Origin of the sequence: Mycobacterium sp. AZCC_0083 (assembly GCF_014202335.1) — a bacterium.
Lineage (GTDB): Bacteria > Actinomycetota > Actinomycetes > Mycobacteriales > Mycobacteriaceae > Mycobacterium.
In genome coordinates this window covers 179,118-204,717 of sequence record NZ_JACHGP010000007.1, presented here as the reverse complement: position 1 = coordinate 204,717, position 25,600 = coordinate 179,118, and the positions used below count along the sequence as shown (strand labels likewise).

Annotated in this window: 25 protein-coding genes and 1 tRNA gene; 16 read left to right on the top strand and 10 right to left on the bottom strand. The window is 67.6% G+C overall.

Translation table 11 applies throughout. From position 1 onward, the window contains the following. Positions 1 to 30 precede the first annotated feature (30 nt). Entirely contained in the window at positions 31 to 567 is a 537-nt protein-coding gene (locus HNP02_RS18790) for a hypothetical protein (RefSeq protein WP_184441226.1), read from the bottom strand. Then, the gene (locus HNP02_RS18785) at positions 564 to 1,292 is read right to left on the bottom strand and encodes an SDR family NAD(P)-dependent oxidoreductase (RefSeq protein WP_184441224.1); all 729 of its coding nucleotides are present in this window, start codon (positions 1,290 to 1,292) and stop codon (positions 564 to 566) included. The genes HNP02_RS18790 and HNP02_RS18785 overlap by 4 nt, the downstream gene beginning before the upstream one ends. A 184-nt stretch (positions 1,293 to 1,476) precedes the next feature. Here HNP02_RS18785 and HNP02_RS18780 point away from each other — a divergent pair, with 184 nt between their 5' ends. Genes HNP02_RS18780 through era form a run of 5 tightly spaced genes read left to right on the top strand, consistent with a single transcriptional unit; the run spans position 1,477 to position 5,596 of the window. Next, positions 1,477 to 2,514, top strand: a complete 1,038-nt coding sequence (locus HNP02_RS18780; RefSeq protein WP_184441222.1) for a PhoH family protein — start codon at positions 1,477 to 1,479, stop codon at positions 2,512 to 2,514. A gap of 34 nt (positions 2,515 to 2,548) precedes the next feature. Next, a complete protein-coding gene (gene ybeY, locus HNP02_RS18775; RefSeq protein WP_184441220.1) occupies positions 2,549 to 3,085 on the top strand; it encodes an rRNA maturation RNase YbeY in 537 nt (178 codons plus the stop codon). Further along, positions 3,082 to 4,368: a hemolysin family protein gene (locus tag HNP02_RS18770; RefSeq protein ID WP_184441218.1), complete on the top strand. Its 1,287-nt coding sequence runs from the start codon at positions 3,082 to 3,084 to the stop codon at positions 4,366 to 4,368. The genes ybeY and HNP02_RS18770 overlap by 4 nt, the downstream gene beginning before the upstream one ends. Next, on the top strand, positions 4,365 to 4,688 hold the full coding sequence (locus HNP02_RS18765; protein WP_184441216.1) for a cytidine deaminase: 324 nt from the start codon (positions 4,365 to 4,367) through the stop codon (positions 4,686 to 4,688). Before HNP02_RS18770 ends, HNP02_RS18765 begins: the two co-directional genes overlap by 4 nt. Further along, positions 4,685 to 5,596: a GTPase Era gene (gene era / locus HNP02_RS18760; RefSeq protein WP_184441214.1), complete on the top strand. Its 912-nt coding sequence runs from the start codon at positions 4,685 to 4,687 to the stop codon at positions 5,594 to 5,596. Before HNP02_RS18765 ends, era begins: the two co-directional genes overlap by 4 nt. 1 nt (position 5,597) lies before the next feature. Here the strand turns inward: era and HNP02_RS18755 are convergent, their stop codons facing one another. Next, entirely contained in the window at positions 5,598 to 6,107 is a 510-nt protein-coding gene (locus tag HNP02_RS18755) for a CAP domain-containing protein (RefSeq protein WP_184441212.1), read from the bottom strand. 37 nt (positions 6,108 to 6,144) lie between these two features. Next, positions 6,145 to 7,626, bottom strand: a complete 1,482-nt coding sequence (locus tag HNP02_RS18750; RefSeq protein WP_184441210.1) for an amidase — start codon at positions 7,624 to 7,626, stop codon at positions 6,145 to 6,147. Positions 7,627 to 7,705: 79 nt separating this feature from the next. Between HNP02_RS18750 and recO the strand changes: the two genes are divergently transcribed. The 3 genes from recO to HNP02_RS18735 are packed head-to-tail and all read left to right on the top strand — an operon-like array spanning position 7,706 to position 9,826. Continuing rightward, positions 7,706 to 8,548, top strand: coding sequence for a DNA repair protein RecO (gene recO / locus HNP02_RS18745; RefSeq protein ID WP_184441208.1), 843 nt, complete (start codon positions 7,706 to 7,708; stop codon positions 8,546 to 8,548). Beyond that, complete coding sequence (locus tag HNP02_RS18740; RefSeq protein ID WP_184441205.1) at positions 8,496 to 9,380, top strand: decaprenyl diphosphate synthase; 885 nt, start codon at positions 8,496 to 8,498, stop codon at positions 9,378 to 9,380. Before recO ends, HNP02_RS18740 begins: the two co-directional genes overlap by 53 nt. Further along, positions 9,380 to 9,826: a hypothetical protein gene (locus HNP02_RS18735; protein WP_184441693.1), complete on the top strand. Its 447-nt coding sequence runs from the start codon at positions 9,380 to 9,382 to the stop codon at positions 9,824 to 9,826. Before HNP02_RS18740 ends, HNP02_RS18735 begins: the two co-directional genes overlap by 1 nt. On the opposite strand, the gene HNP02_RS18730 is transcribed toward HNP02_RS18735, so the two are convergent. Together HNP02_RS18730 and HNP02_RS18725 are read right to left on the bottom strand one after the other, a co-directional pair. Next, entirely contained in the window at positions 9,815 to 10,231 is a 417-nt protein-coding gene (locus tag HNP02_RS18730) for a Fur family transcriptional regulator (RefSeq protein WP_184441203.1), read from the bottom strand. The genes HNP02_RS18735 and HNP02_RS18730 overlap by 12 nt on opposite strands. Beyond that, entirely contained in the window at positions 10,228 to 10,605 is a 378-nt protein-coding gene (locus HNP02_RS18725) for a metalloregulator ArsR/SmtB family transcription factor (protein WP_255506666.1), read from the bottom strand. The genes HNP02_RS18730 and HNP02_RS18725 overlap by 4 nt, the downstream gene beginning before the upstream one ends. An 83-nt stretch (positions 10,606 to 10,688) precedes the next feature. Between HNP02_RS18725 and HNP02_RS18720 the strand changes: the two genes are divergently transcribed. Both HNP02_RS18720 and HNP02_RS18715 read left to right on the top strand, forming a co-directional pair. Then, complete coding sequence (locus HNP02_RS18720) at positions 10,689 to 12,068, top strand: glycine--tRNA ligase (protein WP_184441199.1); 1,380 nt, start codon at positions 10,689 to 10,691, stop codon at positions 12,066 to 12,068. A gap of 160 nt (positions 12,069 to 12,228) precedes the next feature. Next, complete coding sequence (locus HNP02_RS18715; protein ID WP_184441197.1) at positions 12,229 to 13,116, top strand: hypothetical protein; 888 nt, start codon at positions 12,229 to 12,231, stop codon at positions 13,114 to 13,116. Between the two features lie 77 nt (positions 13,117 to 13,193). Here the strand turns inward: HNP02_RS18715 and HNP02_RS18710 are convergent, their stop codons facing one another. Continuing rightward, a complete protein-coding gene (locus HNP02_RS18710) occupies positions 13,194 to 15,221 on the bottom strand; it encodes a YgcG family protein (RefSeq protein ID WP_184441195.1) in 2,028 nt (675 codons plus the stop codon). A 72-nt stretch (positions 15,222 to 15,293) separates the two neighbouring features. Between HNP02_RS18710 and HNP02_RS18705 the strand changes: the two genes are divergently transcribed. The 3 genes from HNP02_RS18705 to HNP02_RS18695 are packed head-to-tail and all read left to right on the top strand — an operon-like array spanning position 15,294 to position 18,891. Continuing rightward, on the top strand, positions 15,294 to 16,550 hold the full coding sequence (locus tag HNP02_RS18705; RefSeq protein WP_309241614.1) for a deoxyguanosinetriphosphate triphosphohydrolase: 1,257 nt from the start codon (positions 15,294 to 15,296) through the stop codon (positions 16,548 to 16,550). A gap of 31 nt (positions 16,551 to 16,581) precedes the next feature. Then, complete coding sequence (gene dnaG / locus HNP02_RS18700) at positions 16,582 to 18,537, top strand: DNA primase (RefSeq protein WP_184441193.1); 1,956 nt, start codon at positions 16,582 to 16,584, stop codon at positions 18,535 to 18,537. Positions 18,538 to 18,591: 54 nt separating this feature from the next. Then, a complete protein-coding gene (locus HNP02_RS18695) occupies positions 18,592 to 18,891 on the top strand; it encodes a hypothetical protein (protein ID WP_184441191.1) in 300 nt (99 codons plus the stop codon). On the opposite strand, the gene HNP02_RS18690 is transcribed toward HNP02_RS18695, so the two are convergent. Next, positions 18,888 to 19,145, bottom strand: a complete 258-nt coding sequence (locus HNP02_RS18690; RefSeq protein WP_184441189.1) for a hypothetical protein — start codon at positions 19,143 to 19,145, stop codon at positions 18,888 to 18,890. The genes HNP02_RS18695 and HNP02_RS18690 overlap by 4 nt on opposite strands. Positions 19,146 to 19,316: 171 nt before the next feature. Here HNP02_RS18690 and HNP02_RS18685 point away from each other — a divergent pair. Together HNP02_RS18685 and HNP02_RS18680 are read left to right on the top strand one after the other, a co-directional pair. Continuing rightward, positions 19,317 to 19,392, top strand: a tRNA-Asn gene (locus HNP02_RS18685). Between the two features lie 16 nt (positions 19,393 to 19,408). Next, complete coding sequence (locus HNP02_RS18680; RefSeq protein ID WP_184441187.1) at positions 19,409 to 19,888, top strand: LppP/LprE family lipoprotein; 480 nt, start codon at positions 19,409 to 19,411, stop codon at positions 19,886 to 19,888. A 2-nt stretch (positions 19,889 to 19,890) separates the two neighbouring features. Here HNP02_RS18680 and HNP02_RS18675 read toward each other — a convergent pair whose 3' ends face one another. Further along, positions 19,891 to 20,460 (bottom strand): TetR/AcrR family transcriptional regulator, encoded by a 570-nt coding sequence (locus HNP02_RS18675; protein ID WP_184441185.1) that lies wholly within the window; start codon positions 20,458 to 20,460, stop codon positions 19,891 to 19,893. A gap of 112 nt (positions 20,461 to 20,572) precedes the next feature. On the opposite strand from HNP02_RS18675, the gene HNP02_RS18670 reads away from it, so the two are divergent. Beyond that, positions 20,573 to 23,626 (top strand): MMPL family transporter, encoded by a 3,054-nt coding sequence (locus HNP02_RS18670; protein ID WP_184441183.1) that lies wholly within the window; start codon positions 20,573 to 20,575, stop codon positions 23,624 to 23,626. Here HNP02_RS18670 and HNP02_RS18665 read toward each other — a convergent pair. Then, positions 23,623 to 25,563 carry an acyl-CoA dehydrogenase gene (locus HNP02_RS18665; RefSeq protein WP_184441181.1) on the bottom strand — a complete coding sequence of 647 codons (1,941 nt, stop codon included), beginning with the start codon at positions 25,561 to 25,563 and terminating at the stop codon, positions 23,623 to 23,625. The genes HNP02_RS18670 and HNP02_RS18665 overlap by 4 nt on opposite strands. Positions 25,564 to 25,600 lie beyond the last annotated feature (37 nt).

The window sequence follows — 25,600 nt, the reverse complement described above, 5'->3', positions numbered from 1 at the left end:
CCGAGCGGTCACGACTTCACGAGAGCCGGTCTACGCCCCGGGTGCCCGCAGGGTGGCGTGGTCGACGGCGGCCACGTCGATGGTCTGACCGGTGAGAGCGGGTGCGTCGGGGGCGGCGAGCCAGTGTGCGAGCCGGGCCAGCGGCTCACCCCCGTCGCCACCTGTGACGACGAGCAGGCAGCGGACGCCGTCGGGAGCCCAGTCCACTGCGAACAGCTGCACGCTCATGGCGAGCGCGGCCGCGACGACGCCGTCGCCGGCGGATCGCACCGCCGCCCGGCCGGGTGGGGTCGCAACGGCGACCACGACGAGACCTCGACCGGACCGCAAGCGTTCCCGGCGCTCCGTGATGCCGCGGATGACCTCGGCGGTGGCGTCCATGGCCGCGGCCGCTGACCACGTTCCGTCGTCGCCGTCCTGCGGTGTCGGTGTGATGACCAGCAGGCCCACCGGTGTCGTCGCGTGCGGGTCGGCCGGTGTCCAGCCCAGCGCGCCCAGCGCCTCGATGAGTGTGCCGTCGGTGCCGGGTCCGCAGACCAGGACGTGGCGATCGGTTGGCGCAGTCACTTCGATCGCCCAGCGTCGAGGGCGGTATGCATGCCGCCGTCGACGAGGATGTCGGCACCGGTCGCGAAGCCTGCCGCCTCCGATAGCAAGAAGGCCACCGCGTTGGCGGTGTCTTCGGGGCGGCCGAGACGCCCGAGCGGGGGCAGCGTGGGAAACGCCTGGTCGCCGAACGCGTCGAGGCTCGGGGCCATGCCGGGTTCGGTGTCGCCCGGGTTGACTGCGTTGACCCGAATACCTCGTCGACCGTATTCGGCCGCCAATGCGCGGCAGGCCGCCAGCAAGGCGGCCTTGGACACGGAGTAGGCGCCGATCTCGGTTTCACCCCACGCACCAGCGTTCGACGCGACGGCCACAATCGCACCGCCCGCGGGCATCAGCGCCGCCGCGGTCTGTGCCTGCGTGACAGGAACTGTGACGTTGACCCGCAGCATGTCGGCCAATTGGGCTGGTGCGGTGTCATCGAGGCGGGCGTGCACGATGGTGCCTGCGTTGAGCACGAGGCCGTGCAGCACGCCGAGGTGCTGCGCGGCTTCCTCGACGACGGGTGCGCCGTCACGGTGGTCGTCGTGGGGCACGTAGATGGCCCCGGTGGCAGCCGCGAGCGTTTCGCCGCGGCGTCGATCGCGGCCGCTGAATGCCACCCGGTCGCCGGCACTTACCAGGGTGTGCACGATCGCCTGTCCGATTGCTCCCGTCCCGCCGCAGACCAGCACGGCGCGGGTCATTGCCGCCGCGATTTCGCGCTCACACCGGTGCACATCCGACGATTATCGCCTCGACCTGCGACGGCGCGCCCGCTGAACGGGGACGCCGTCGGCATAACCATTGGGGCGTGACGGTGACCAGCGGTAAACTCCCCTCGAGACGCACAACCCGGTTAGAACCCAGGAAGCAGGCACTGAACCCCACGTGACACCCCGCGAGACGAGCGCTGCCTCATCGGACACGTCCGTTCGAAGCAGCATCAATGTTCCGCCCGATCTCGTGGTGGGCCTCCTTGGTTCCGCCGACGAGAATCTGCGGGCGCTTGAGCGACTGTTGACCGCCGACATCCACGTCCGCGGCAACGCTCTCACCCTGACCGGCGAACCCGCCGACGTGGCCCTTGCCGAGCGAGCGGTGACGGAGCTCATCGCCGTGGCGGCCGGTGGCCAGACCCTCACCCCCGAGGCCGTGCGCCACAGCGTCGCCATGCTGACCGGCACCGACGAAGAGTCGCCCGCCGAGGTGCTGACGCTGGACATCCTGTCGCGGCGCGGCAAGACGATCCGCCCCAAGACGCTGAACCAGAAGCGCTACGTCGACGCCATCGACGCGCACACCATCGTGTTCGGCATCGGCCCTGCGGGCACGGGCAAGACGTATCTGGCCATGGCCAAGGCGGTCAAGGCCCTGCAGTCCAAGCAGGTCTCCCGCATCATCCTCACCCGCCCGGCCGTGGAAGCCGGTGAGCGCCTTGGCTTTCTGCCGGGCACGCTCTACGAGAAGATCGACCCCTACCTGCGCCCGCTCTACGACGCGCTGCACGACATGATGGATTCCGAGCTGATCCCGAAGCTCATGACCGCCGGGGTGATCGAGGTCGCGCCGCTGGCTTTCATGCGGGGCCGGACGCTCAATGATGCGTTCATCATCCTCGACGAGGCGCAGAACACCACCGCCGAGCAGATGAAGATGTTCTTGACCCGCTTGGGATTTGGGTCGAAGATCGTCGTCACCGGTGACGTCACACAGGTCGATCTGCAAGGAGGCGCCAGGTCGGGCCTGCGGGCGGCGGTCGAGGTCCTCGACGGCATCGACGACATCTACGTCTCCGAGCTCACCAGCTCCGACGTGGTGCGCCACCGCCTGGTGTCCGAGATCGTCGACGCCTACGCCAGAGCCGAGGAACCCGTGTCGTTGAACCGCTCGCAGCGCCGGGCCGGCCCCGGCCGGCCCCGCCGGTGAATATCTTGCTCCTCACGTGCGCGGTGACCGCCGCATGAGCATCGAGGTATCCAACGAGTCGGGCGTCGACGTCTCAGAGACCGAACTCATCAGCGTCGCAAAGTTCGTCATCGAGAAGATGGACGTGAACCCGGCCGCCGAACTGTCGATGGTGCTGCTCGACACCTCGGCCATGGCCGACCTGCACATGCGATGGATGGATCTGCCGGGACCCACCGACGTGATGAGCTTCCCGATGGACGAGCTCGAACCGGGTGGCCGCCCCGATGCGCCCGATCCGGGTCCGGCAATGCTCGGCGACATCGTGCTGTGCCCGGAGTTCGCGGCCAAACAGGCTGAGAAGGCAGGACATTCGCTCGGTCACGAGCTTGCGCTGCTGACCGTGCACGGCGTGCTGCACCTGCTCGGCTACGACCACGCCGAGCCGGACGAGGAGAAGGAGATGTTCGCCCTGCAAGGCCAGCTGCTCGAACAGTGGGTGGCCGATCAGGTCGCGGCATACCACCAGGAGCGCCAGACCGAACGGGACCGGCGCCTGCTCGACGAATCCCGATTCTTCGACCACCCGTGACCGGAATCGCTTCACTCATAGGCGCTCTCGCGCTCATCGGGCTCGGTGGTCTGTTCGCCGCGATCGACGCCGCCGTCAGCACCGTCTCCATCGCCAGGGTCGACGAGTTGGTGCGCGACGATCGCCCAGGCGCGGCTCGACTGGCCAGCATCATCGCCGACCGGCCGCGCTACATCAATCTTGTTGTCCTGCTGCGCATCACGTGCGAGACGGCGGCAACCGTGATGCTGGTGGCCTACCTGTACGAAGGCCTCGGGATGACGTGGGGTTTGTTGGCCGCCGCCGGCATCATGGTGGTGGTCAGCTTCGTGGCCATCGGGGTCGGCCCGCGCACCCTCGGCCGCCAGCACGCCTACTCCATCGCGCTGATCGCCGCCCTTCCGCTGCAAGCGATCTCGCTACTACTCACACCGCTGAGCCGCCTGCTGGTGCTGATGGGCAACGCGCTCACGCCGGGCCGCGGTTTCCGCAACGGCCCGTTCGCCTCCGAAATCGAACTTCGTGAGGTGGTCGACCTCGCGCAGCAACGTGGCGTGGTCGCCGACGACGAGCGACGGATGATCCAGTCGGTCTTCGAACTCGGCGACACCCCGGCACGTGAGGTCATGGTGCCTCGCACCGAGATGGTGTGGATCGAGTCCGACAAGACTGCGGGCCAGGCCACGTCGCTGGCCGTGCGTAGCGGGCACTCGCGCATACCGGTGATCGGTGAGAACGTCGATGACGTCGTCGGCGTCGTCTATCTCAAGGATCTCGTTCAGCAGACGTACTACTCGACCAACGGTGGCCGTGACACCAAGGCCACCGAGGTGATGCGCCCCGCGGTGTTCGTGCCCGACTCCAAGCCGCTCGACGCGCTGCTGCGCGAGATGCAACGCGACCGAAACCACATGGCGCTGCTGGTCGACGAATACGGCGCGATCGCCGGCCTGGTCACCATCGAGGACGTGTTGGAGGAGATCGTCGGCGAGATCGCCGACGAGTACGACACCGACGAGGTCGCCCCCGTCGAGGAACTGGGTGACCGCAACTACCGCGTGTCTGCCCGGCTGCCACTGGAGGACCTCGCCGAACTGTATGACCTCGAGGTCGACGAGGACCTCGACGTGGACACCGTCGGCGGGCTGCTCGCCCACGAGCTGGGCCGGGTGCCGCTGCCGGGCGCCGAGGTGACCTGGGACTCGCTGCGGCTGCGTGCCGAGGGCGGCCAGGACCATCGTGGCCGGGTGCGCATCGGCACCGTGCTCGTCCAACCGACCGAGCCGGAGGAGGAAAGGGCATGAGCCCGAACGATCTTGATGCCGAGGACGCCAAGCTGGTGGTACTCGCGCGTGGTGCGATGGCACGCGCGGAGGCGGGTAACGGGGCAGCGGTGCGCGACGCCGACGGCCGGACCTACGCCGGCGCGCCCGTCACGCTGAACGCGTTGTCGCTGACCGCACTTCAGGCTGCCGTCGCCGCCGCGGTGTCGAGCGGAGCGTCCGGCCTCGAAGCGGCGGTACTTGTCGGCGGCTCGGCCGACGACGCAGGCGTTGCCGCGGTACACGAGTTGTCAGCCGACGCCGTCGTCATCGTCACGGATCGTGCGGGGAACCCCACATGAGCGAGTTCCGTTCCGGTTTCGTGTGTTTCGTCGGGCGGCCCAACACCGGCAAGTCGACGCTGACGAACGCGCTGGTGGGCACCAAGGTAGCGATCACGTCCAACCGCCCGCAGACCACCCGCCACACCATCCGCGGCATCGTGCACCGCGAGGACTTTCAGATCGTCCTCGTCGACACCCCAGGTCTGCACCGGCCGCGCACGCTTCTGGGTCAGCGGCTGAACGAGCTGGTGAAGGGCACCTACTCCGAGGTCGACGTCATCGGCCTGTGCATCCCCGCCGACGAGACGATCGGACCGGGAGACCGGTGGATCTATGACCAGATCCGCGCCGTCGCGCCGAGAACCACGTTGATCGTGATCGTGACCAAGACCGACAAGGTGTCCAAGGAGAAGGTCGCAGCCCAACTGCTCGCCGTCAACGAACTGACCGGTGGCCAGTGCGAGATCGTGCCTGTCTCGGCCACCACGGGCGAGCAGGTCGACGTGCTCATCGACGTGCTGGTCGGACAACTGGAACCGGGACCGGCGTTCTACCCCGACGGTGAGCTCACCGACGAGCCGGAGGAAGTGCTGATGGCCGAGCTGATCCGCGAGGCCGCGCTGGAAGGTGTGCACGACGAGCTTCCGCACTCACTGGCCGTCGTCATCGACGAGATCAGCGAGCGCGAGGGCCGCACGGAAGAACAAGGCGAACTCATCGACGTGCGCGCGATCCTGTACGTCGAACGGGACAGTCAGAAGGGCATCGTGATCGGCAAGGGCGGCGCCCGGCTACGCGAGGTTGGCACCGCTGCGCGTACTCAGATCGAGAAGCTGCTCGGCACCAAGGTGTACCTCGAGCTGCGCGTCAAGATCGCGAAGAACTGGCAGCGCGACCCCAAACAGCTTGGCCGACTGGGGTTCTGAGTCAGCTGGGCTGGCCGTACACCGCGACGACGACCGAGCGGTCCAGGCTGTTCACCGACCACACGCCCATCTGGATGTTGGCGCAGTTGGACATGATCGCCATGTAGTCGGGCCGGTAGTACCACTGGTTCATGATCTCGACGCCGTTGATCGCCAGCGCCGGGTTGATCGCCACCGTCTCGGAGGCGATGCCCTTGTATCCCGCGGCATTGGCGCGGTCCTGGACATTCGTGCCGTCGGAGCCGATGTCACCGTCGAGCGCGCGGTTGTTGAGCACGTCGTTGGCCTGCCACTCCGCGGCCAACCGCAACTGCGGGTTGATCACCACGTTGTTGGTGCAGCCGTGCTGATGCTGAACGGTGTAGACGTTGGCGACCACGCCGTCGTTGAGCCGCTTGTTGTCGGCATGGGCTGACGGCATCGCGATGACGGCGCCGCCGACCACCGCGAGTACGGGCAGTGCCCGCGCGCATGACCGGGCGGCATCGCTGATCTTCACGGTGGTGGACATTACGCGAGTGCGCGACGACTCGGCGTGCAAACAGCGGCTACTCGGGGCCGGGCTCGTCCCACCACACGTCGGGCTGGGCATTCGACCAGTTGCCCAGCGCCTCGAGTTCGGCCGCCAGCGAGACGAGCATCGGCTCGCTGTCGGCGGGTCCCATCAGTTGCACGCCGATCGGCAGCCCGTCGGAGGTGAACCCCGCAGGGACGTTGATCGAGGGCCAGCCCAGCAGATTCCACGGCCAGGTCACCGGACACGCGCGAATCATCGCGCGATCGGTGGACAGGCCGCCCCGCCGGTCGAAGTCATGGATGCCGGGCGGCGGAAGTGCCGTGGTCGGGGCCAGCACGACGTCGGCCAGGTTGAAGATCCATCCGATGCGCCGTTGGGTGGCCGCCTCCTGGGCTCTGGCCTTGCGCAGCGCCTGCTCCGAGAGCAGCCGGCCGACGAACATATTGCTCTTGGTGCGCTCTTCCAGCGCGACGGTGGGACCCAGGCGATCCGCCCAATCCAGCAGCCCGGAGGTGGACCGGGACAGGAAGTTCCACGACATCTGCACCCCGTAGTCGGGGTCGGCGGGCCGGACGGTGTGGCCGAGGTCCACGAGTTGGCCCGCGATCACCTCCATGGCCGCCCGGATCTCGGGATGCAGCTTGGCCTTGAAGCCGTTGAACGGGAACTTCGTCGACATCGCCACGGTGAGCGGACCCGGCGCCTTGCCCAGGTACTCCGCCACCCGCACCGGTGGTGGTTTGTGCAGATCCCCGTCGACGTTGCCCGACGCGGCGTCGAGCACCAGCGCCGCGTCGGCGACGGTGCGGGCGAGCACGCCGTTGACGGTGATGCCGTTGAATGCCTCCGGCAGCGGCCACGTCGAGATGCGGCCGCGCTGCGGTTTGATGCCGACGAGGTGCGTCCAGGCCGCCGGGACGCGGACGCTGCCCGCGCCGTCGGAGCCGATCGCCGCGGTGACCAGACCCGCAGCCACCGCTGCGGCGCTGCCGCCCGACGACCCGCCCGGCGTGTGGTCGCGCGACCACGGGTTGCGCGTGTGCCCGAAGGCAGGGCCGCTGGTGAACGGCCATTGACCGAGTTCGCAGGTGTTCGTCTTGCCCACGATGATCGCCCCCGCGGCACGCAACCGGCGCACCACCTCGGCGTCGGCGGTGGCGTCCGGTACGGGGCCCGACGTGCCGAATCTGGTCGGCGTCCCCGCGACGTCCACGTCGTCCTTCACGGCGATCGGGATGCCGAGCAACGGAAGGTATTGCCCTGCAGCCCGCTTGCGATCCGCTTCCCGAGCGTCGGCAAGGGCCTGGTCGGTCATGACCACCCGGAATGCGTTCAGCGTGGATTGGCTGGCGGTGATGGCGCGCAGCGACCGTTGGACCAGTTCTTCGGATGTGACTCTGCTGCTGGCGAGTTGGTACAGCTGTTGGGTCAGGGTGGGGAACCGGTCGGAGCGGGGTTTGGGCGGGGTGGTGGGGGAAAACTTGGGCGGGGTGGTGGGGGAAAACTCAGCCATGTTGGCACCGAGGATATAGATCCGACTCGGACTGGTAAGCCTCACCGACGTTGTCGCCCCGCAATGGGAGACTGTGGCAATGCGGTTGTACCGGGATCGGGCGGTGGTGCTGCGCCAGCACAAGCTCGGCGAGGCCGACCGGATCGTGACCCTGCTCACCCGCGAGCACGGTCTGGTCCGTGCCGTGGCCAAGGGAGTTCGCCGCACCCGCAGCAAGTTCGGTGCCCGGCTGGAGCCGTTCGCGCACATCGACGTGCAACTGCATCCCGGCCGGAACCTCGACATCGTGACCCAGGTGCAGGCCATCGACGCGTTCGCCAGCGACATCGTCAGTGACTACGGCCGCTACACCTGCGGATGCGCCGTGCTGGAGACCGCCGAGCGGCTGGCAGGCGAGGAGCACGCCCCGGTGCCTGATTTGCACCGGCTGACCGTCGCTGCGCTGCGAGCGGTGGCCGATGGCAATCGGCCACGGGAGTTGGTGCTGGACGCCTACCTGCTGCGAGCCATGGGCATCGCGGGATGGGCACCGGCGCTCATCGAATGCGCCCGCTGCGCGACGCCAGGCCCGCACCGCGCGTTCCACGTCGGCGCAGGCGGCAGCGTGTGCGTGCACTGCCGCCCGTCGGGGTCGGTCACGCCGCCGCAGGGTGTGATGGACCTGATGGCCGCGCTGCACGACGGCGACTGGGAGGCGGCCGAGGCGTCCTCGCCATCCCACCGCAGCCAGGCCAGCGGGCTGGTGGCTGCGCACCTGCAGTGGCACCTCGAACGGCAGATGCGGACGTTGCCGCTGGTCGAACGGGTCTATCGGATCGATACCACGGTCGCCGACCGACGGGCGGCCCTGTTCGGGCAGGATATTGCCCATGGCATTGAAGAGGGGCAAGGTTACCTACCCACAGCTGCCCCCGGCGCCTGACGACTATCCGACGTTCCCGGACAAGTCCACCTGGCCGGTGATCTTCCCCGATCTTCCGCCCAAGACCAACGGTCCCTTCTCGCGCCCTCCGCAGCACACGTCGAAGGAATCGGCACCACTGATCCCCGAGGGCCAGGTGCCCAACCACGTCGCGGTCGTGATGGACGGCAACGGTCGGTGGGCCACTCAGCGCGGGCTCGGCCGAACCGAGGGGCACAAGATGGGCGAGGCCGTGCTCATCGACATCACCTGCGGCGCCATCGAAATCGGCATCAAGCACCTCACCGTGTATGCCTTCTCGACGGAGAACTGGAAGCGCAGCGCCGAGGAGGTGCGCTTCCTGATGGGGTTCAACCGCGAGGTGGTGCGACGTCGCAGGGAGAACCTCAACGCGATGGGCGTGCGGATGCGCTGGGTCGGCTCCCGACCGCGGATGTGGCGCAGCGTGATCAAGGAGTTCGACATCGCCGAACAGATGACGGTGGGCAACGACGTCATCACGATCAACTACTGCGTGAACTATGGCGGCCGCACCGAGATCGTCGAGGCGGCAAGGGAACTCGCGCAGGAAGCCGTGGACGGAAAGGTCAGCCCTGGCCGGATCTCCGAGGCCACCTTCGCCAAGCACCTGCACCGGGCGGACATCCCGGACGTCGACCTGTTCATCCGGACGTCGGGGGAGCGGCGGGCGAGCAACTTCCTGCTGTGGCAGGCAGCGTATGCCGAGTTCGTCTTCCAGGAAAAGCTGTGGCCCGACTACGATCGCCGCGACCTCTGGGAGGCGTGCATGGAGTATGTGAACCGCAACCGACGCTTCGGCAGGGCCGAATGATGCCGACCCTCCTGCAGCAGTTGACGTCGGCACTCGACGAGGTGATGACCGTCGTCGAGGAATCCGACGGCGCGCTCACGGTGACCGTGGACGGCATCGTGGCCTCGCTGCGGGTCGTGACGATCGCCGAGGGCCTTGAGATGGTGTCGCTCACCCAGCCGCTGGCGTGGGATCTGCCGCTGACGAACAAGACCCGTGAACTGGTCAGCGATCACGCCACCAAGACGATGCTTGGCACGGTGACACTCGTCCCCAAGCTGGTCGATACCTCCGCCAACGGCTCGTCCGCCAAGTCCACGGCACGCCGGTCCACCGCCAAGAAGGTGGCCGATGTGCTGCTGCGCTACAACTTTCCAGCGGCAGGGCTGACCGACGACGCGTTGCGCACGTTGATCCTCATGGTGTTGTCCACCGGCGCCGACGTCCGCGCGGCGCTAATCGCCTGACGTCTCCGCATTGGTGCACTCCGCGCACAGGCCGAAGATCTCGATGGTGTGGCTGACGTCGGAGAAGCCGTGCGAGGTGGCGATCTCGGCGGTCCACTTCTCGACCTGACCGCCCTGCACCTCGACCGTCGTTCCGCACGTACGGCACACCAGGTGGTGGTGATGGTGGTCAGAGCAGCGGCGGTATAGCGACTCGCCGGTGTCGGTGCGCAGCGTGTCGAGCAGTCCCGCGGCGGCCATCGACTGCAACGTGCGATACACCGTGGTCAGGCCTATGCCATCGCCGCGGCGGCGCAGTTCGTCGTGCAGTTCCTGGGCCGACCGGAACTCGTCGCGCTTCTCCAGCAGCGCGGAGATGGCCGCCCGCTGCCGGGTCGACCGAACGGCAGGAGCGGTACCGCTCACCGGGGGCCCTCCTTCGTGTACTCGCCGGCGTGAGCCACTGCGGCCAGCACGATCTCGCACAGGTGGTGATCGACGAGGCGGTAGTACACCTCTCGGCCCGCGCGTTCGCCGGCCACCACGCCTGCCGCCTTCAGAATGCGCAGATGCTGGCTCACCAGGGGCTGCGGCACGGCGAGCGCGTCGACGAGTTCGTGGACGCAACACGACGCCTCGTGCAGTTGGAGCACGATGGCGATGCGGACCGGCGCGGCCAGGGCCCGCAGCAGATCACCTGCGGTGTCGAGCACCTCGCGCGGGGGAAGTTGGGCGGGCGGGCAGTGGTGCAGGTGGTCCTCGACCCCGGCGGCGCCAGCCGTACTGGAAATCGTTTTCATTATGCTGTTCAGATTACATGCATGGTCGTGCATGTCAACGCGGTGGTAAACGCCGGTCGGCGACCTGGCTACGCTGTTGCCCCGTGGCGTCCATCATCGATACGGTCGCGAACCTGGCGAAACGCCGTGGTTTGGTCTATCAGTCCGGCGAGATCTACGGGGGCACGAGGTCGGCGTGGGACTATGGCCCGCTCGGCGTCGAGCTCAAGGAGAACATCAAGCGACAGTGGTGGCGGTCGGTCATCACCGGCCGCGATGACGTCGTCGGCCTGGACAGCGCGATCATCCTGCCGCGCGAGGTCTGGGTGGCCTCCGGCCACGTCGAGGTGTTCAACGACCCGCTGGTCGAGTCGCTGATCACTCACAAGCGGTACCGCGCCGACCATCTCATCGAGGCTTACGAGGCCAAGCACGGCCACCCGCCGCCAAACGGCCTGGCCGACATCCGCGACCCCGAGACCGGTGACCCCGGTCAGTGGACCGAACCGCGCGACTTCAACATGATGCTCAAGACCCACCTCGGTCCGATCGAGACCGAGGAGGGGATGCACTACCTGCGGCCGGAGACCGCACAGGGCATCTTCGTCAACTTCGCCAACGTGGTGACGACGTCGCGCCGCAAGCCGCCGTTCGGCATCGGGCAGATCGGCAAGAGCTTCCGCAACGAGATCACCCCAGGCAACTTCATCTTCCGCACCCGCGAGTTCGAGCAGATGGAGATGGAGTTCTTCGTCGAGCCGGCGACGGCCGCCGAGTGGCACCAGTACTGGATCGACACCCGCCTGCAGTGGTACATCGACCTTGGCATCGACCCGGAGAACCTGCGGCTGTTCGAGCATCCCAAGGACAAGCTGTCGCACTACAGCACCCGCACGGTCGACATCGAGTACAAGTTCGGCTTCCAGGGCAACCCGTGGGGTGAGCTGGAGGGCGTTGCCAACCGCACCGACTTCGACTTGTCAACGCATTCAAAGCATTCCGGTGTCGACCTGTCGTTCTACGACCAGCCCACCGACACCCGCTACGTGCCGTACGTGATCGAGCCGGCGGCCGGGCTGACCCGCTCGCTGATGGCGTTCCTGGTCGATGCGTACACCGAGGACGAGGCCCCCAACGCCAAGGGCGGCGTGGACAAGCGCACGGTGCTGCGGCTTGACCCGCGGCTGGCCCCGGTGAAGGCCGCGGTGCTGCCGCTGTCCCGGCACGCCGATCTGTCGCCCAAGGCCCGCGACCTCGCTGCCGAACTGCGCAAGTCGTGGAACGTCGAGTTCGACGACGCAGGCGCGATCGGCCGCCGCTACCGCAGGCAGGACGAGATCGGCACGCCGTTCTGCGTCACGCTGGACTTCGAGTCGCTCGACGATCACGCGGTCACCATCCGCGAGCGCGACGCGATGACTCAGGAACGGGTCGCGATCGACGCGGTGTCCGACTACCTGGCGGTCCGACTCACGGGTTCCTAGCTCCTCTTCGGCGAGCGCGCGTGTTTGCGGGCGACACGCCATCTAGCGACTCGACTCTGCGCGCGCTCGCGGTGGGTGGAGTTGTCCACAGACGTTGCTCTGTCCACAGATTTCTATAGGACTCTGTCGCGGACGCTTCGGCTGGTCGAACGTCTGACGCGTGAATGATGCTGTGCGAGAAGTGCTCGATGCACACGGTGGGGTAGCGACCTCGGGACAACTGCTGCGGGTGTTGGGCAGAGGTCAACTCGATGGTCGCATCGACCGCGGCGAACTGGTCAAGGTGTGGACCGGCGTCTACACCGATGGCGAGCCCGATGTGCTGACCCGATTGCGTGGCCTCGACCTGCGCGCGGGCACGCCGGTCGCCATTTGCCTCGGTACCGCGGCGGCGGCCTACGGCTTCGATACCGAGGGCGGCGACGACCTTCACGTCCTCACGCCGCCCCGGCATCTGTTGCGTGACTCCGATGGGCTGAAGGTTCACCGCCGCGATGGAGCGCCGCTCGTAATGGTCGACGGGAGGCGAGCCACCTCGCCTGCGTGGACTGCCGTCGAGGTCGCGCGGAGCCTTCGGCGGCCGCGTGCGCTGGCCACCTTGGACGCCGCGCTACGCAGTGAAAGGTGCGACCGTCAAGGGCTGCACATGGCCGCCGTCGAGCAGTTCGGACGCCGCGGCATCGTGCACGTCCGCGAGTTGATCCCGCTCGCTGACCCGCTCGCCGAATCGCCCATGGAGAGCGAAGCACGCCTGATGATGTTCGACGGCGGCTTGCCTGACCCCCTGCTACAGCACGAAGTGGCCGACGCCGACGGCCGGCTGTGGCGCCTGGACTTCGCATGGCCGGACCAGAAGGTCGCCGTCGAGTACGACGGATTCGACTGGCACAGCGATCCTGTCGCCTTCCGGCGGGACCGGTTGAAGCGCGCTGCGCTGCGCGCCGTCCGGTGGGAGGTCATGTCCATCGTGTCCGACGACGTCAGGCGACGTCCCGATGAGACGGTCCGGATGATCAGGACTGAGTTGGACCGCTCGAACGCGGCGTGAGCGCGCGCAGAGTTGAGGCTGCGCTCGGCGTGTCGCCCGCAAACACGCGCGCTCGGCGGAGGGACAGGACCCTTGAGCTAGAACCGGCCCCCGCCGCCACTCAGTCCACCGCCACCGCCACCGCCCGAGCCGCCGAACGTCGTCGAACTCCAGCCACCGCCGCCCACGCTGCCACCGATGCCGCCGCGCAACGCCCCGGACAGGATGTTGCCGATGATGATGCCGCCGAGTACCGCGCCCATGTTGCCGCCGCCACCTCCGCCGTAGCCGCCACCGGTGAAGGAGCGCTGCGCATTGGCGACGTCCGCATTGGCCATGGTCTGCGCCTGGGAGGCCAGCATCGATGCGCCGTTGGCGTGCGCGATGGCCTCCGACAGGTTGGTGGTCCGCTTGGCCTGTGCCGCCTCGAGCTGGCGAACGGCCTCGGCAAGGCGGGTGCGGGCCTCGGGGCCGATGGTCCCGCGGCGGGTGTCGATGTAGTCCGACACCGACCGCACCCGCGACTGGCCGGTGAACAGGGCCTGGTCGAATGCGCGGGTCAACCGCTCGGTGGCCTCCCGCTCCTCGCTGATGCTGGCCAGCAGCCGGTCGAGTTCGGCGTCGGCCTGAGCGAGCTGGGTGAACGCGCCAAGCGGATCGGCACTGCCGGTGCTCTGGGCGTTCGACACCGCCGTCGCGGCAGCGTCCCTGGCCGCACCGAGTTCCGTTGCGTGCGGGACGTTGCCCTGCGCGAGCTGCCCGGCGGCCTGGTTGATGCCAGCCTGAATGTCGGCGATCGCCGCAGGAAGACCGGCGACGGCGCGGTTGATATCGGTGGACGCGCTGTCGACGGCGTCCAGCAAGGTGCGGGCCTGACCCAGCGCGGACTCCGCGGCGCGGATGGCGTCCACCAGCCCGCCCTGCCGGTCGGACGGCCGCGACACCAGCGTGCGCCCGTTGGTGATGTTCTGATCCGCGAACGACAGCCGCTGCTTGGCGGTTTCGACGTTCCCCGCCACCGCGGTCAGCGCCGTGTCGGCGAACTGCGCATGCAGCCCGGTCATGGTCTGCTGCGCTGGTTCGAGACGTGCGGTCAGATCCACCATCTGCTGAGTCAGCGTGTCGAGCCGGCTCGGGGCGTTGATGAGGAGATCACGCAGTTGCCCGAAGGCGGCACGCTGCGCGTCGAGTGCCTGGTCGGCCCGTGCTGCCGCGACGATCACCCGAGTCAGCAGGTCGCGCCGCTGCTGCGGAGTCTCCGGCACGGCGTCGTCGAGGATCTGGCGAACGTTGAACGCCTGGGCCAGTGCCGTCTTGGCGTCAGCCACCGCCGCGGTGAACGGTGCGGTGTCCTTCTCGCCGAATTCCTCTACCGCAAGCGCCAATTCGTTCTCGCTGGTGCGTACCGCGTTGTCCACCTCGACGACGGTCGAGCGGGACAGGTCGTCGAGCGCCTCGAGGGAGACCGCCGCCAGCGCGTTGGGGTCGGCGGGGTTCACCCGTTGCGCCGCGGCGAACTCGGCCTCACGGCGCTTGCGCTTGCGGTGCCGCCTCCACAGCAGCAGCACCAGCACCGCGATGGCGATGATGGCCAGGATGACCAAGGTGCCCACCCAGTTGAGCCCGCCCGAGGACGACGACGACGCGGGCCGGTCCAGGCCGTTGGCTGCGGCCACCGCTGCGCCTGCCCAGTCGCCGCGGCGCAACGCGGGCTCGACGTCGTTGCGGCGCATGGTGTCAACGTCCACCCCGCCCGTCGCCGATGTGGGCACCAGTAGCGCGTAGGCGCGGTCGGTGGTGGCGACGGCAAGAATGGCGTCCTCGTCCTGTAAGTCGCTCATCTGCCGGGTGTTTCGGGCCCACGTCTCAGCGGCCTGGCCGGAGAACGAGTCGACGTAGACGACCCACAGTCGGACCTGGCGGGAGTTGTAGAGGTCCTGCACGGCGCTCTGCACGTTGGACAGGCCGCTACCGCTCAATGCGTTTGCGTTGTCGGTGACGTAATCGGCGAGCCGGAACGGCGGATCGGCCCGGGCCGTCGGCGCAGTCGGCACCATCACCAGGCCTGCGGTCATGACCGCGAGAACCAGGCTGAGGAAGCGGGCCACCCCAAGTCTCCTGCGCATGACCGTCAATCTAGTGGGCACCGAGCCCCGGACATCCGGGACCGGCGAACAGTCCTGGCAGACTGTGCCTCGGTGACTACGAGCAACGACGCATACGACAACTTCGACCGCGAACGCATGGTGGCCGAGGCGCCCAAGGGTGCCGCGCTGGCGGGCACCGACACCGAGCACCGAACCGATTTTGCCCGCGACCGCGCCAGGGTGCTGCACAGTGCCGCGCTACGACGGCTGGCCGACAAGACGCAGGTGGTCGGTCCGCGGCAGAGCGAGACGCCCCGCACCCGGTTGACCCACTCGCTCGAGGTGGCCCAGATCGGGCGGGGGATGGCCGTCGGGTTGGGCTGCGATCCCGACCTCGTCGACCTCGCCGGGCTGGCCCACGACATCGGCCATCCGCCGTACGGGCACAACGGTGAGCGGGCGCTCAACGAGGTGGCCATCGACTTCGGCGGATTCGAGGGCAACGCGCAGAACTTCCGCATCCTCACCCGGCTCGAGCCCAAAGTGCTTGACCCGCAAGGCCGCAGCGCGGGCCTGAACCTGACAAGGGCAGCGCTGGATGCCGTCACCAAGTATCCGTGGTACCGCTCGCCGGCATCCGGCAAGTTCGGGTTCTACGCCGACGACGCCCCAGCGGCCGCCTGGGCGCGGTCCGGCGCCCCGGAGGCCAAGCCCTGCCTCGAGGCCCAGATCATGGACTGGGCCGACGACGTCGCCTACTCCGTGCACGACGTCGAGGACGGCGTGGTGTCTGGCCGCATCGATCTTCGCGTGCTGGCCGACGACGACGCTGCCGCGGCGCTGGGCCAGCTCGGCCAGGCCAGCGGCATGGGTGCCGGGCTGGGTGCCGACGCCCTTGTCGCGGCGGCCGGGCGGCTCTCGGCGCTGCCGGTGGTCGCCGCCGTCGGCAAGTACGACGGCACGCTGGCGGCGTCCGTCGCGCTGAAGAAGCTGACCAGCGAGCTGGTTGGGCGGTTCGCATCGGCGGCCATCGCGGCGACGAGGGAGAGCTCGGGTACCGGTCGGCTGGTGCGCTATCAGGCCGAACTGTCGGTGCCGTCGCTGGTGCGCGCCGAGGTCGCCGTGCTCAAGATCCTGGCGTTGCAGTTCATCATGTCCGACCCGCCGCACCTCGAATTGCAGGCGCAGCAACGGATGAAGATCCATCAGGTCGCCGAGTTCCTGCTGACCCGAGCACCGGCTTCGCTCGACCCGATCTTCGTGCCCGAGTTCAACGACGCGGCAGACGACGGCGCCCGGCTGCGGGTGATCCTGGACCAGATCGCGTCTTTCACCGAAGGTCGGCTGGAGCGACTCGAACCCGTGTAGCCGCCGTGCTCGGCCCGCATAGACTGTGGCGATGGCGGGAGCGGCTGGCGGGAGCGAGGCGACTCGTGGTCGTGGCCGGATCCCCGATCGCGACATCGCGGCCATCCGTGAACGCGTTCGCATCGAGGACGTCGTCGGCGACTACGTCCAGTTGCGGCGCGCAGGCGCCGACTCGCTGAAGGGCCTGTGCCCGTTCCACGACGAGAAGTCGCCGTCCTTCCACGTCCGCCCCAACCACGGCCACTTCCACTGCTTCGGCTGCGGTGAGGGTGGCGACGTCTACGCATTCCTGCAGAAGATCGAACACGTCTCCTTCGTCGAGGCGGTGGAGATGCTCGCCGACCGGCTCGGCTACACCGTCACCTACACCGGTTCCTCGACCACGAACGTGCAGCGCGACCGCGGCAGCCGCAGCCGGTTGATCGCCGCCAACGCCGCGGCCCAGGAGTTCTACGCCGAGGCGCTGAAGTCGCCAGAGGCCGCGGCAGCACGGCAATACCTGCTGGAGCGCAACTTCGACGCGGAGGCGGCGGCGAAGTTCGGTTGCGGATTCGCCCCGTCGGGCTGGGACAAGCTCACCAAGCACTTGGTGAGCAAGGGTTTCGAGTTCAAGGAACTGGAAGCTGCTGGCCTGTCGCGCGAGGGTCGCCGCGGTCCGATGGACCGGTTTCACCGGCGCCTGCTGTGGCCGATCCGGGTGTCCTCGGGTGAGGTGATCGGCTTCGGTGCGCGCCGCCTCTTCGACGACGACACCATGGAGGCCAAGTACGTCAACACGCCAGAGACGGTGCTGTACAAGAAGTCGAACGTGTTGTTCGGGCTCGACCTTGCCAAGCGCGACATCGCCAAGGGACACCAGGCGGTCGTGGTCGAGGGTTACACCGACGTGATGGCGATGCACCTGGCCGGGGTGACGACGGCGGTGGCCTCCTGTGGCACTGCGTTCGGCGACGAGCATCTGGCGATGCTTCGCCGACTCATGATGGACGACAACTTCTTTCGCGGCGAGCTGATCTACGTGTTCGACGGTGATGCGGCAGGACGGGCGGCCGCGGTGAAGGCGCTGGAGGGGGAGCAGAACCTCGCGGGCCAGTCGTTCGTCGCCGTCGCCGACGACGGTATGGACCCCTGCGACTTGCGACTCAAGTCGGGCGACGGCGCGCTTCGTGATCTCGTTGCGCGCCGAACTCCGTTGTTCGAGTTCGCGATTCGCACGGCGCTCGAGGAGCACGACCTGGACAGTGCCGAGGGACGGGTGAGCTCGCTGCGTCGCTGCGTGCCGATGGTTGCGAAGATCAAGGATTCCTCACTGCGCGACGAGTACGCACGTCAACTGGCGGGCTGGGTGGGCTGGGAGGACGTCGCACAGGTCATCGGACGGGTGCGCGGGGAAGCCGGGCGTCCCGCAGGCCGCGGCGACGGGCGACGCTCGGCGCAGGCCGATCAGACGGCCCGGGGGCGCACGAAACCTCCTGAGGTCACGATGCAGCGGCCCAACCCGCGCGATCCCACGTTGTGGCCGCAGCGCGAAGCGCTCAAGTCGGCGCTGCAGTATCCGGTGATCGCCGGGCCGGTGTTCGACTCGTTGGCGATCGAGGGCTTCACCCACCCGGCGTACTCCGCGTTGCGCACGGCGATCGCTGCGGCGGGTGGCACGGCGGCCGGGCTGTCAGGGGCCCAGTGGATCGAGACCGTGCGCGACCAGACGTCGTCGCCCGAGGCGGGGAATCTCGTCAACGAACTCGGGGTCGAGGCCATCCGCGTCGAAGACGACGAGCGCCTGCCGCGCTACATCGGCGGCGTACTGGCCAGGCTTCAAGAGGTGTTGGTCGGCAGGCAGATCGCCGAGATGAAGTCCAAGCTGCACCGCATGTCGCCGGTCGAGCAGGGCGACGAATACCTCGCGCTGTTCGGCGACCTGGTCGCGATGGAGAACTACCGCCGCAGCCTGCTCGAGCAGGCCAGCGGCGACGACCTTACTGCGTGAGGCGACCTCTCGCGCTAAGGTGAAGGCGCTGTCCACTCTTTTGGGAGGCCCTTCATGACCATCCGAGCACGTCGCTTCGCTGCAGCGGGCGCACTGGCCATTGCCGCCGTCGCCGCTCCGATCGCCATCTCGTTGACTGTCAGCAGTGCGACCGAGTCGGTCGCCGGTCCGGCGTGCCTGGCGTGGTACGGCAACCGGGAGGACGGCGTCTGCCTGTCCTACTCGAATGGCAATGGGATGAACGTGGGCACCCCGGACATGGGCGTCTACGGGCCCAGCAATAACGCCGGCGGCACCGGCCTCACCACCGGCCAACTGCTGCCCGGCCAGACCTGGAACTCGTCGGTCGGCTAACGCCCGTCCGACTGGGCCTGCGGGCTCTCCGGATGCAGTACCGACGTTTCCGCGTCGATGGCAGTCAGATTCACCAGTGCCGGATCGGGTGATACCCGGCTGGCCAATTTGCGGCGTCCGGCGTCGATCACGGCCTTGGTCCTCGGGCTGCCGGTGATGGCGTGATAGGTCCCGGAGATCTGCTCGTAGCGACGTCGGCCCGCCTTGGCTCCCAAGACGTAGCCGACGGCCAGTACGACGGCGGCTCGGATCACAGGACCCCTCCCAGATGGTGGGTGCCCAGATGTTGGTGCACCGACTCCATCCTGCCTCACTCCGGCGTGTGCGTCGGGATGAGGTGGCCGGTGCCCGATGCCAAAGTTCGGCGATCCGTGCGCTAAAGTCGTTCCTCGGTCAGCGGGCTGGTTCCGCGGCCAAACGGGCAGTCCCCTGTAGCTCAATTGGCAGAGCTTCCGACTGTTAATCGGAAGGTTCCTGGTTCGAGTCCAGGCGGGGGAGCCACCGTTAGGCTCGCATCATGCGACTCCGCACCATCGTTGCGATGTTGACGACGATCGGCCTGATCACGGCCGGTTGCGGCTGGAGTCCGCCGTCGGCGCCGCCCACCAGTTCGGCGAGCTGCACGCAGGCCGAAGGCCCGTCCGCCGATTCCGTCGCCCAAGAGATCACCCAGCTGCCCGCGGGTCAGCAGTGGCGCGAAACCTCCCGCGGTCACACTCCTGACTGCCAGTTGCACTGGGTGGTCGTCACGGTCGGTGACGCGTCTGACAACCCGCGGCAGGTGCTGTTCTTCGACCACAACTCTCCGATCGGAACACCTACCGCGGACCCGAGGCCCTACGCCAACGTGACGGCGCAGGGCAACGACACCGCCGTCGTGCAGTACCAGTGGCGGCAGGACCAGGACCCGGCATGCTGCCCGACGGGCATCGGCACCGTTCGGTTCCGGATCGTCGACGGCAAGCTCAAGGCGCTCGACCCGATCCCCAATCAGTAGCCTCAGCCTGCGGAGCCGACCTTCTGCCGGTACAAACCCACCAACGCGTCCTCCACGCGCTGCATCGGCGCATCGGATTTCGTCGCCATCGACATGACCACGGCACCTTCGATCGCCGCGATGGTCAGGGTCGCCAGCTGGGACGCCTCGTCGGGTGAGACGTCCCTCGATTCGAGATGGCTTGCGAGCCGTTGCTCCCATTCGGTGAACACCTCACCGGCGATGTCGGCGGCTTCTGCGGCTTCCGAGCGTCCCATTGCTGCAGCCATGATTGGGCACCCCGCGGTGAAGTCGCTCCCGGTCAGGGTGTCTCGCCACATGGCGATGAAGGCCTGGATCGCAGCCACCGGCTCGACGTCGGCGGCCAGCCGTTCGATGGCGTCGGTGATCAGCTGACCCGACGTCATGGCGGCGCTCGCGATCAGTTCCGCCTTCCCGCCGGGGAAGTTCAGGTACAGCGAGCGACGGGCGGTCTTGCTGAGGTCGAGCAGCTGGTTCAGGCCAGTACCTGCGACGCCGTTTCGGCGCATGAGTTCGATGGCGCCGGCGATGAGCCGATCACGTGCCGGCATGTGACACCTCCGTGCGTGGCCGAGTTGGCAGTGCACCGATCAGTCTACTAGCGTAGGCCCGCTGGTAGATCGTTCGGTCTAGATTGGCCGGATTTCTGCGTAGGGGGTTTCTGTGGCTCAACACGACAGCCGGACGTTCGGTGCCTTCTGCCGCTTCTGCGGACGTCGGGCGTGGTACGTCATCGGTTTCTGGGTAGCGCTCGTCGGGATCCTGAATCTCGCCATCCCGCAGCTGGAGCACACCGTCGCCGAACGCTCGGCGCCGTTCCTGCCAGCCAACATCGAAGCCGCCAAGACGCTTCGGCACATGTCCGACGAGTTCGGCGTGCCGCAGTCGTCGGCGATCGGCAGCATCCTGGTCGTCGACGAACAGGGCATCGGCGCCGACGACCAGTCGTTCTACCGCGGCCTCGTCGACAATCTGCGGGCGGACACCGGCAACGTCGCCTACGTGCTGGACACCTTCGGCAACGAACGACTCCGTGACATCGCCCTCAGCCCGGACGGCAAGGCCATCAACCTGGTCGTCGCAGGCACCGGTGACGTGGGTTCGACCAAGGCGCACCAGAACACCGTCGAGATCCGCAATCTGATCCACTCGCTGCCACGGCCACCAGGCGTGGAGCTGTTCTACACCGGCCCATCGCCGACGCTCGCAGATCTGTTCAGTGCCATGGACTTCTCACTGCTGATCATCACCGCGGTGTCGGTCCTGCTGATCACCCTGTTGCTGCTCGTGGTCTACCGGTCCCTGGTGACCGCGCTGATCCCGCTGCTGACCATCGGCCTCGCCATGGGTGTCGCGCGTCCGATCGTCTCGCTACTCGGTGCGACCGAGACGCTGGTGGTGTCGAACTTCACGATCGCACTGATGACGGCGATGCTGCTCGGCGCGACAACCGATTACGCGATCTTCATCCTTGCCGGCTACCACGAGGCCCGCCGCAAGAAGCTGCCCGTCATCGACGCACTCGGACAGGCCGGGCAGAAGGTCTCTGGCATCCTCGTCGCGTCGATGCTGACCATCGCGGCGGCCGCAACGGCGATGGCATTCACCCAGATGGGCATGTTCAGGGCTGCCGGTCCACCGATCGCGATCGCCGTCGTGATCGCGCTCGCCGTGTCGATGACGCTGCCTTACGCGCTATTGGCGCTGCTGGGCGCGCGCGGGCACGCCGAGCCGCGGCCGCTCAACGAGCGCCGGTGGCGCCGGATAGGGTCGACGGTTATTCGCCGGTCGGGTGCGCTCGCCGCGGCGTCCCTCGTTCTGCTGCTGGCCGCCGCATCCGTTCTTCTCACCTTCCGGGTGAACTTCGACGAGAACGCAATGCAACTCGGCCACACCGAGAGTGCCGCCGGATACCGCAGCGCATACGCCCACTGGGGCGTCAACGAAGCTGCGCCGGAATACCTGATCGTCACGTCGGACCACGACATGCGGGAGACCAACGACCTGGCGGCCCTCGATCAGGTCGCGGCACGCATTGCCAAGATCCCCGAAGTGGCCTACGTGCGGTCGATGACGCGGCCCGCGGGCACGCAGCTCGAGCAGACCACCGTCGGCTATCAAGCCGGTATCGTCGCGGGCCGCCTCGGTGATGCCAGGGACCGCGTCGACGCCGCCAACCCCGACCTGCACAGGCTGGCATCGGGGACCACCGCACTGCGGGACGGCGCCAGCGCGGCGGGCGCGCAGATGCCCCAGTTGCTCTCCGGGATAAGGCAAGTCACCGGACTGGCGCACGAAGTGCTGGCCGGGTACCAGGCGGCCAGCGGCACGTTGGCCACCCTCACCGATGGCACGGTGGATGTGCGGACTGCGCTGTCGGACCTGAGCTCGTCGGTGGGTCTCCTCGACGTGGCTCTGCAGGCGATCACCGCCAACGCCCAGATCGCCGACGCCGGCCGCATCGTCAGCTCGTCGCTCGGCTCTGCGCTGGCCACCGAGCCGTCGCCGGAGTGCCTGGCCAACCCGATCTGCAATCGGGCGCGATCCGACATCGCCGACCTCGACACCATTTCCGGCGGCGCCGTCGGCCGTGCGCTTCGTCAGGTTCAGGTACTCACCGCGGTGCCGCAGGACACCATCGACAAGGTGCGGGCAGCGCAGCCCGGAATCCGGGACACGCTGGCTCGGCTGCAGAAGCTGTCGGCGATGGTCCCCGGCGGGTCCCCTGCAGCAGCCCAAGCGCAACTCGCCGACCTGGTTCGGGAAGCAGACCGGCTGGCCGCGGGCATGACTCAGCTCGCCGCAGGGCTCGATCAGGTCAAGGGCGGCGTCGACCAGATGACTGGCCTGACCGGCCAGCTCACCGATGGACTCACTCAGGCGTCGGACTACCTGAACGGTTTGAGCGCACACACGTCCGACGGCCCGGGCGCCGGGTTCTACCTCCCTGCGCAAGGGTTCAACGACGCGGCATTCCAGGCCGCCGAGAAACTGCTGTTCTCACCGGACGGCAAGACGGCGCGAATGGTGGTGGTGTGGAACGTCAACCCGTACGGCGAGCAGGCGTTGAACGCGTCCCGGACCCTGGCCGTGGCCGCGGAGAACGCTGCGCACGGAACGACTCTGCAGAATTCGCAGTTCGCCAGCACGGGGTTGGCGTCGTTGTCGGCCGATACCAGGGATCAGGTGTGGCGTGACTTCGCGGTTTACGGCATCGTCGCGATCCTCGGCGTGCTGTTGGTACTGATGATCCTGTTGCGTGGCATCGCGGCCCCGGTACTCATGGTGGCCGTGGTCACCCTGTCGTTCGCCGCAGCGTCCGGGGTGAGTGTGCTGGTGTGGCAACACATCATCGGCATCGACATCGACTGGTCGGTGTTGCCCGTGTCGTTCATGGCGCTCATCGCCGTCGGAGCCGACTACAGCATGCTGTTCGCGGCCCGCATCAGGGACGAATCTGCCGACGGCATGATCCGCGGGATCATGCGTAGCTTCAGCAGCACGGGCAGCGTGATCACCACGGCCGGAATCGTCTTCGCGCTCACCATGTTCGCGTTGATGAGCGGTCGCGTGATCAACCTCCTGCAGATCGGCTTCACCGTCGGCGTCGGGCTGCTCATCGACATCACCGTGGTTCGCACCATCCTGGTGCCCGCCGCCATGGCCCTGCTCGGAAATCGGATCTGGTGGCCGGGCAAGGCACGGGTCGACTCTTAGTCGTCCGCATCCGGAATGTGCTCGGGATGCAGCATTTCGGCGTAGCGCAACTGTTCGGGGATCCCGAACCCGTCGACCAGTGTCTCGGCGTAGGGCCGCAGCACGCCACAGCGGTCGTTGATGCCGCGGGTGACGGCCTTCGCGCGCTCGGTGGATAGGTACCGGTGCTCGATGAACCATGCCTTGTCGTCTTCGATCACGGAGAGCGCGTAGAGATCGCACACCGTGCCGAGCAGTTTGCGCGCCTCGTCGTCCTCGCACGCTTCGATGCCTGCGACGAAGGCCTCGAGGATGATGCGGTCGATGTGTGCGCTCGCGGCGTGCAGCACGTGGTCCTGCACGGCGTTGAAGGCGTCGAAGGCCGACATCTCCTTGCTCTTGCCCTGAAGCCGACGCGCGACCGACGACAGCAGATATTCCTCGCGATCCTCGAACATCTTGACCTGGTTGCCGCGGTTGAAGAGGCTGCCCTCTTCCTCGTTGTCCTGCCGACTGTCGACGATCGTCTGCATGATGGTTTGTGCCGCAGTACGTTTCAGCACCCGCTCGCTGGCGAAGTTGGCACCGAACCGCACCCACTCGACGGGACTCATGCCCTTGATGTCGTCGGCATAGCCGGTGAGCAGCTCCTTGGCCACCAGCTGGGTCAGCACGTGGTTGTCACCTTCGAACGTGGTGAACACGTCGGTGTCGGCCTTCAGTGAGATCAGCCGGTTCTCGGCGAGGTAGCCCGCGCCGCCGCAGGCCTCCCGTGCCTCCTGGATCGCGCGGGTGGCATGCCAGGTGTTGGCCGCCTTCAGTCCCGCCGCGCGCGACTCGAGCTCCCGTTGCTCCTCGGGGTCGGGTATCTCGGTGGTCTGGATCTCGTGCAACTTGGCGACCAGTTCGTTCTGCGCGAACTGCAGCGCGTAGGACTGCGCGATCAGCGGGAACAGCCGCCTCTGATGCACCAGGTAGTCCATGATCACGACTTCGTCGTCGCCGTCGGGCGCGGAGAACTGCTTGCGCTGCAACGCATACCGGGTCGCGATGTCGAGTGCCACCCGCGCGGCCGCCGCAGCACTGCCGCCGACGGTGACCCGGCCGCGGATCAGGGTGCCGAGCATGGTGAAGAACCGCCGGTTGGGATTCTCGATGGGTGAGGTGTAGGTCCCGTCGCCCGACACGTCGCCGTATTTGTTCAGCAGGTTGTCGCGCGGGATCCGGACGTGGTCGAACATGATGCGTCCGTTGTCGACACCCGGCAGGCCGCCCTTGTAGTGGCAGTCCGACGTGGTGACTCCCGGCACGTCGTTGCCTTCGGCGTCCCGGATCGGCACCACGAAACAGTGCACGCCGTGGCCCTGCGGCTCCTCACCCGGTCCAGCCGTGATCAACTGCGCGAACACCGCTGCGACGGTGGCGGTCTCGGCCGCCCCGCCGATGTAGTCCTTGCGGGACGTCCGGGTCGGGGAGTCGATGACGAACTCATCGGTGTTGGGGTCGTAGGTCGCGGTGGTCTCGAGTGACTGCACGTCGCTGCCGTGCCCGGTCTCGGTCATCGCGAAGCAGCCGAGGAGATCGAGGTCGATGATCCTGTGCACATACGCCTCGTGGTGCCGCTCGGTGCCCAGGTTCTCGATGGCACCGCCGAACAGGCCCCACTGCACGCCGGCCTTCACCATCAGCGACAGGTCGGACATCGCGAGCATCTCGATGGTGGTGACCGCAGCGCCGACGTCCCCGGTGCCACCGTGCTCCTTGCGGAAGCCGTCCTCGGCCGCACCGGCGGCGGCGATGATCTTCAGCTGTTCCAGCGCCTTCGTCCGCGCGATCACCGTGTTGGGGGTGTAGTGCGGTCGGAAGACTTCGTTCGACATCTGCTGTCTCGACCGCTCCTTGGCGTCGTGCCAACGGCCGTCCAGCGTCTTGCGCAGATGCTCCGCGGTGGTGGTCATGACTCGACGGTATCCCGCCGCGGGACTGCTGAAACTG

Excerpts from the sequence above, each read along its gene's own strand:
- HNP02_RS18785 (WP_184441224.1), bottom strand. The coding sequence starts at position 1,292 with ATGACCCGCGCCGTGCTGGTCTGCGGCGGGACGGGAGCAATCGGACAG.
- ybeY (WP_184441220.1), top strand. The coding sequence starts at position 2,549 with ATGAGCATCGAGGTATCCAACGAGTCGGGCGTCGACGTCTCAGAGACC.
- HNP02_RS18765 (WP_184441216.1), top strand. The coding sequence starts at position 4,365 with ATGAGCCCGAACGATCTTGATGCCGAGGACGCCAAGCTGGTGGTACTC.
- era (WP_184441214.1), top strand. The coding sequence starts at position 4,685 with ATGAGCGAGTTCCGTTCCGGTTTCGTGTGTTTCGTCGGGCGGCCCAAC.
- HNP02_RS18755 (WP_184441212.1), bottom strand. The coding sequence starts at position 6,107 with ATGTCCACCACCGTGAAGATCAGCGATGCCGCCCGGTCATGCGCGCGG.
- HNP02_RS18750 (WP_184441210.1), bottom strand. The coding sequence starts at position 7,626 with ATGGCTGAGTTTTCCCCCACCACCCCGCCCAAGTTTTCCCCCACCACC.
- recO (WP_184441208.1), top strand. The coding sequence starts at position 7,706 with ATGCGGTTGTACCGGGATCGGGCGGTGGTGCTGCGCCAGCACAAGCTC.
- HNP02_RS18740 (WP_184441205.1), top strand. The coding sequence starts at position 8,496 with ATGGCATTGAAGAGGGGCAAGGTTACCTACCCACAGCTGCCCCCGGCG.
- HNP02_RS18735 (WP_184441693.1), top strand. The coding sequence starts at position 9,380 with ATGCCGACCCTCCTGCAGCAGTTGACGTCGGCACTCGACGAGGTGATG.
- HNP02_RS18725 (WP_255506666.1), bottom strand. The coding sequence starts at position 10,605 with ATGAAAACGATTTCCAGTACGGCTGGCGCCGCCGGGGTCGAGGACCAC.
- HNP02_RS18710 (WP_184441195.1), bottom strand. The coding sequence starts at position 15,221 with ATGCGCAGGAGACTTGGGGTGGCCCGCTTCCTCAGCCTGGTTCTCGCG.
- dnaG (WP_184441193.1), top strand. The coding sequence starts at position 16,582 with ATGGCGGGAGCGGCTGGCGGGAGCGAGGCGACTCGTGGTCGTGGCCGG.
- HNP02_RS18695 (WP_184441191.1), top strand. The coding sequence starts at position 18,592 with ATGACCATCCGAGCACGTCGCTTCGCTGCAGCGGGCGCACTGGCCATT.
- HNP02_RS18680 (WP_184441187.1), top strand. The coding sequence starts at position 19,409 with ATGCGACTCCGCACCATCGTTGCGATGTTGACGACGATCGGCCTGATC.
- HNP02_RS18675 (WP_184441185.1), bottom strand. The coding sequence starts at position 20,460 with ATGCCGGCACGTGATCGGCTCATCGCCGGCGCCATCGAACTCATGCGC.
- HNP02_RS18665 (WP_184441181.1), bottom strand. The coding sequence starts at position 25,563 with ATGACCACCACCGCGGAGCATCTGCGCAAGACGCTGGACGGCCGTTGG.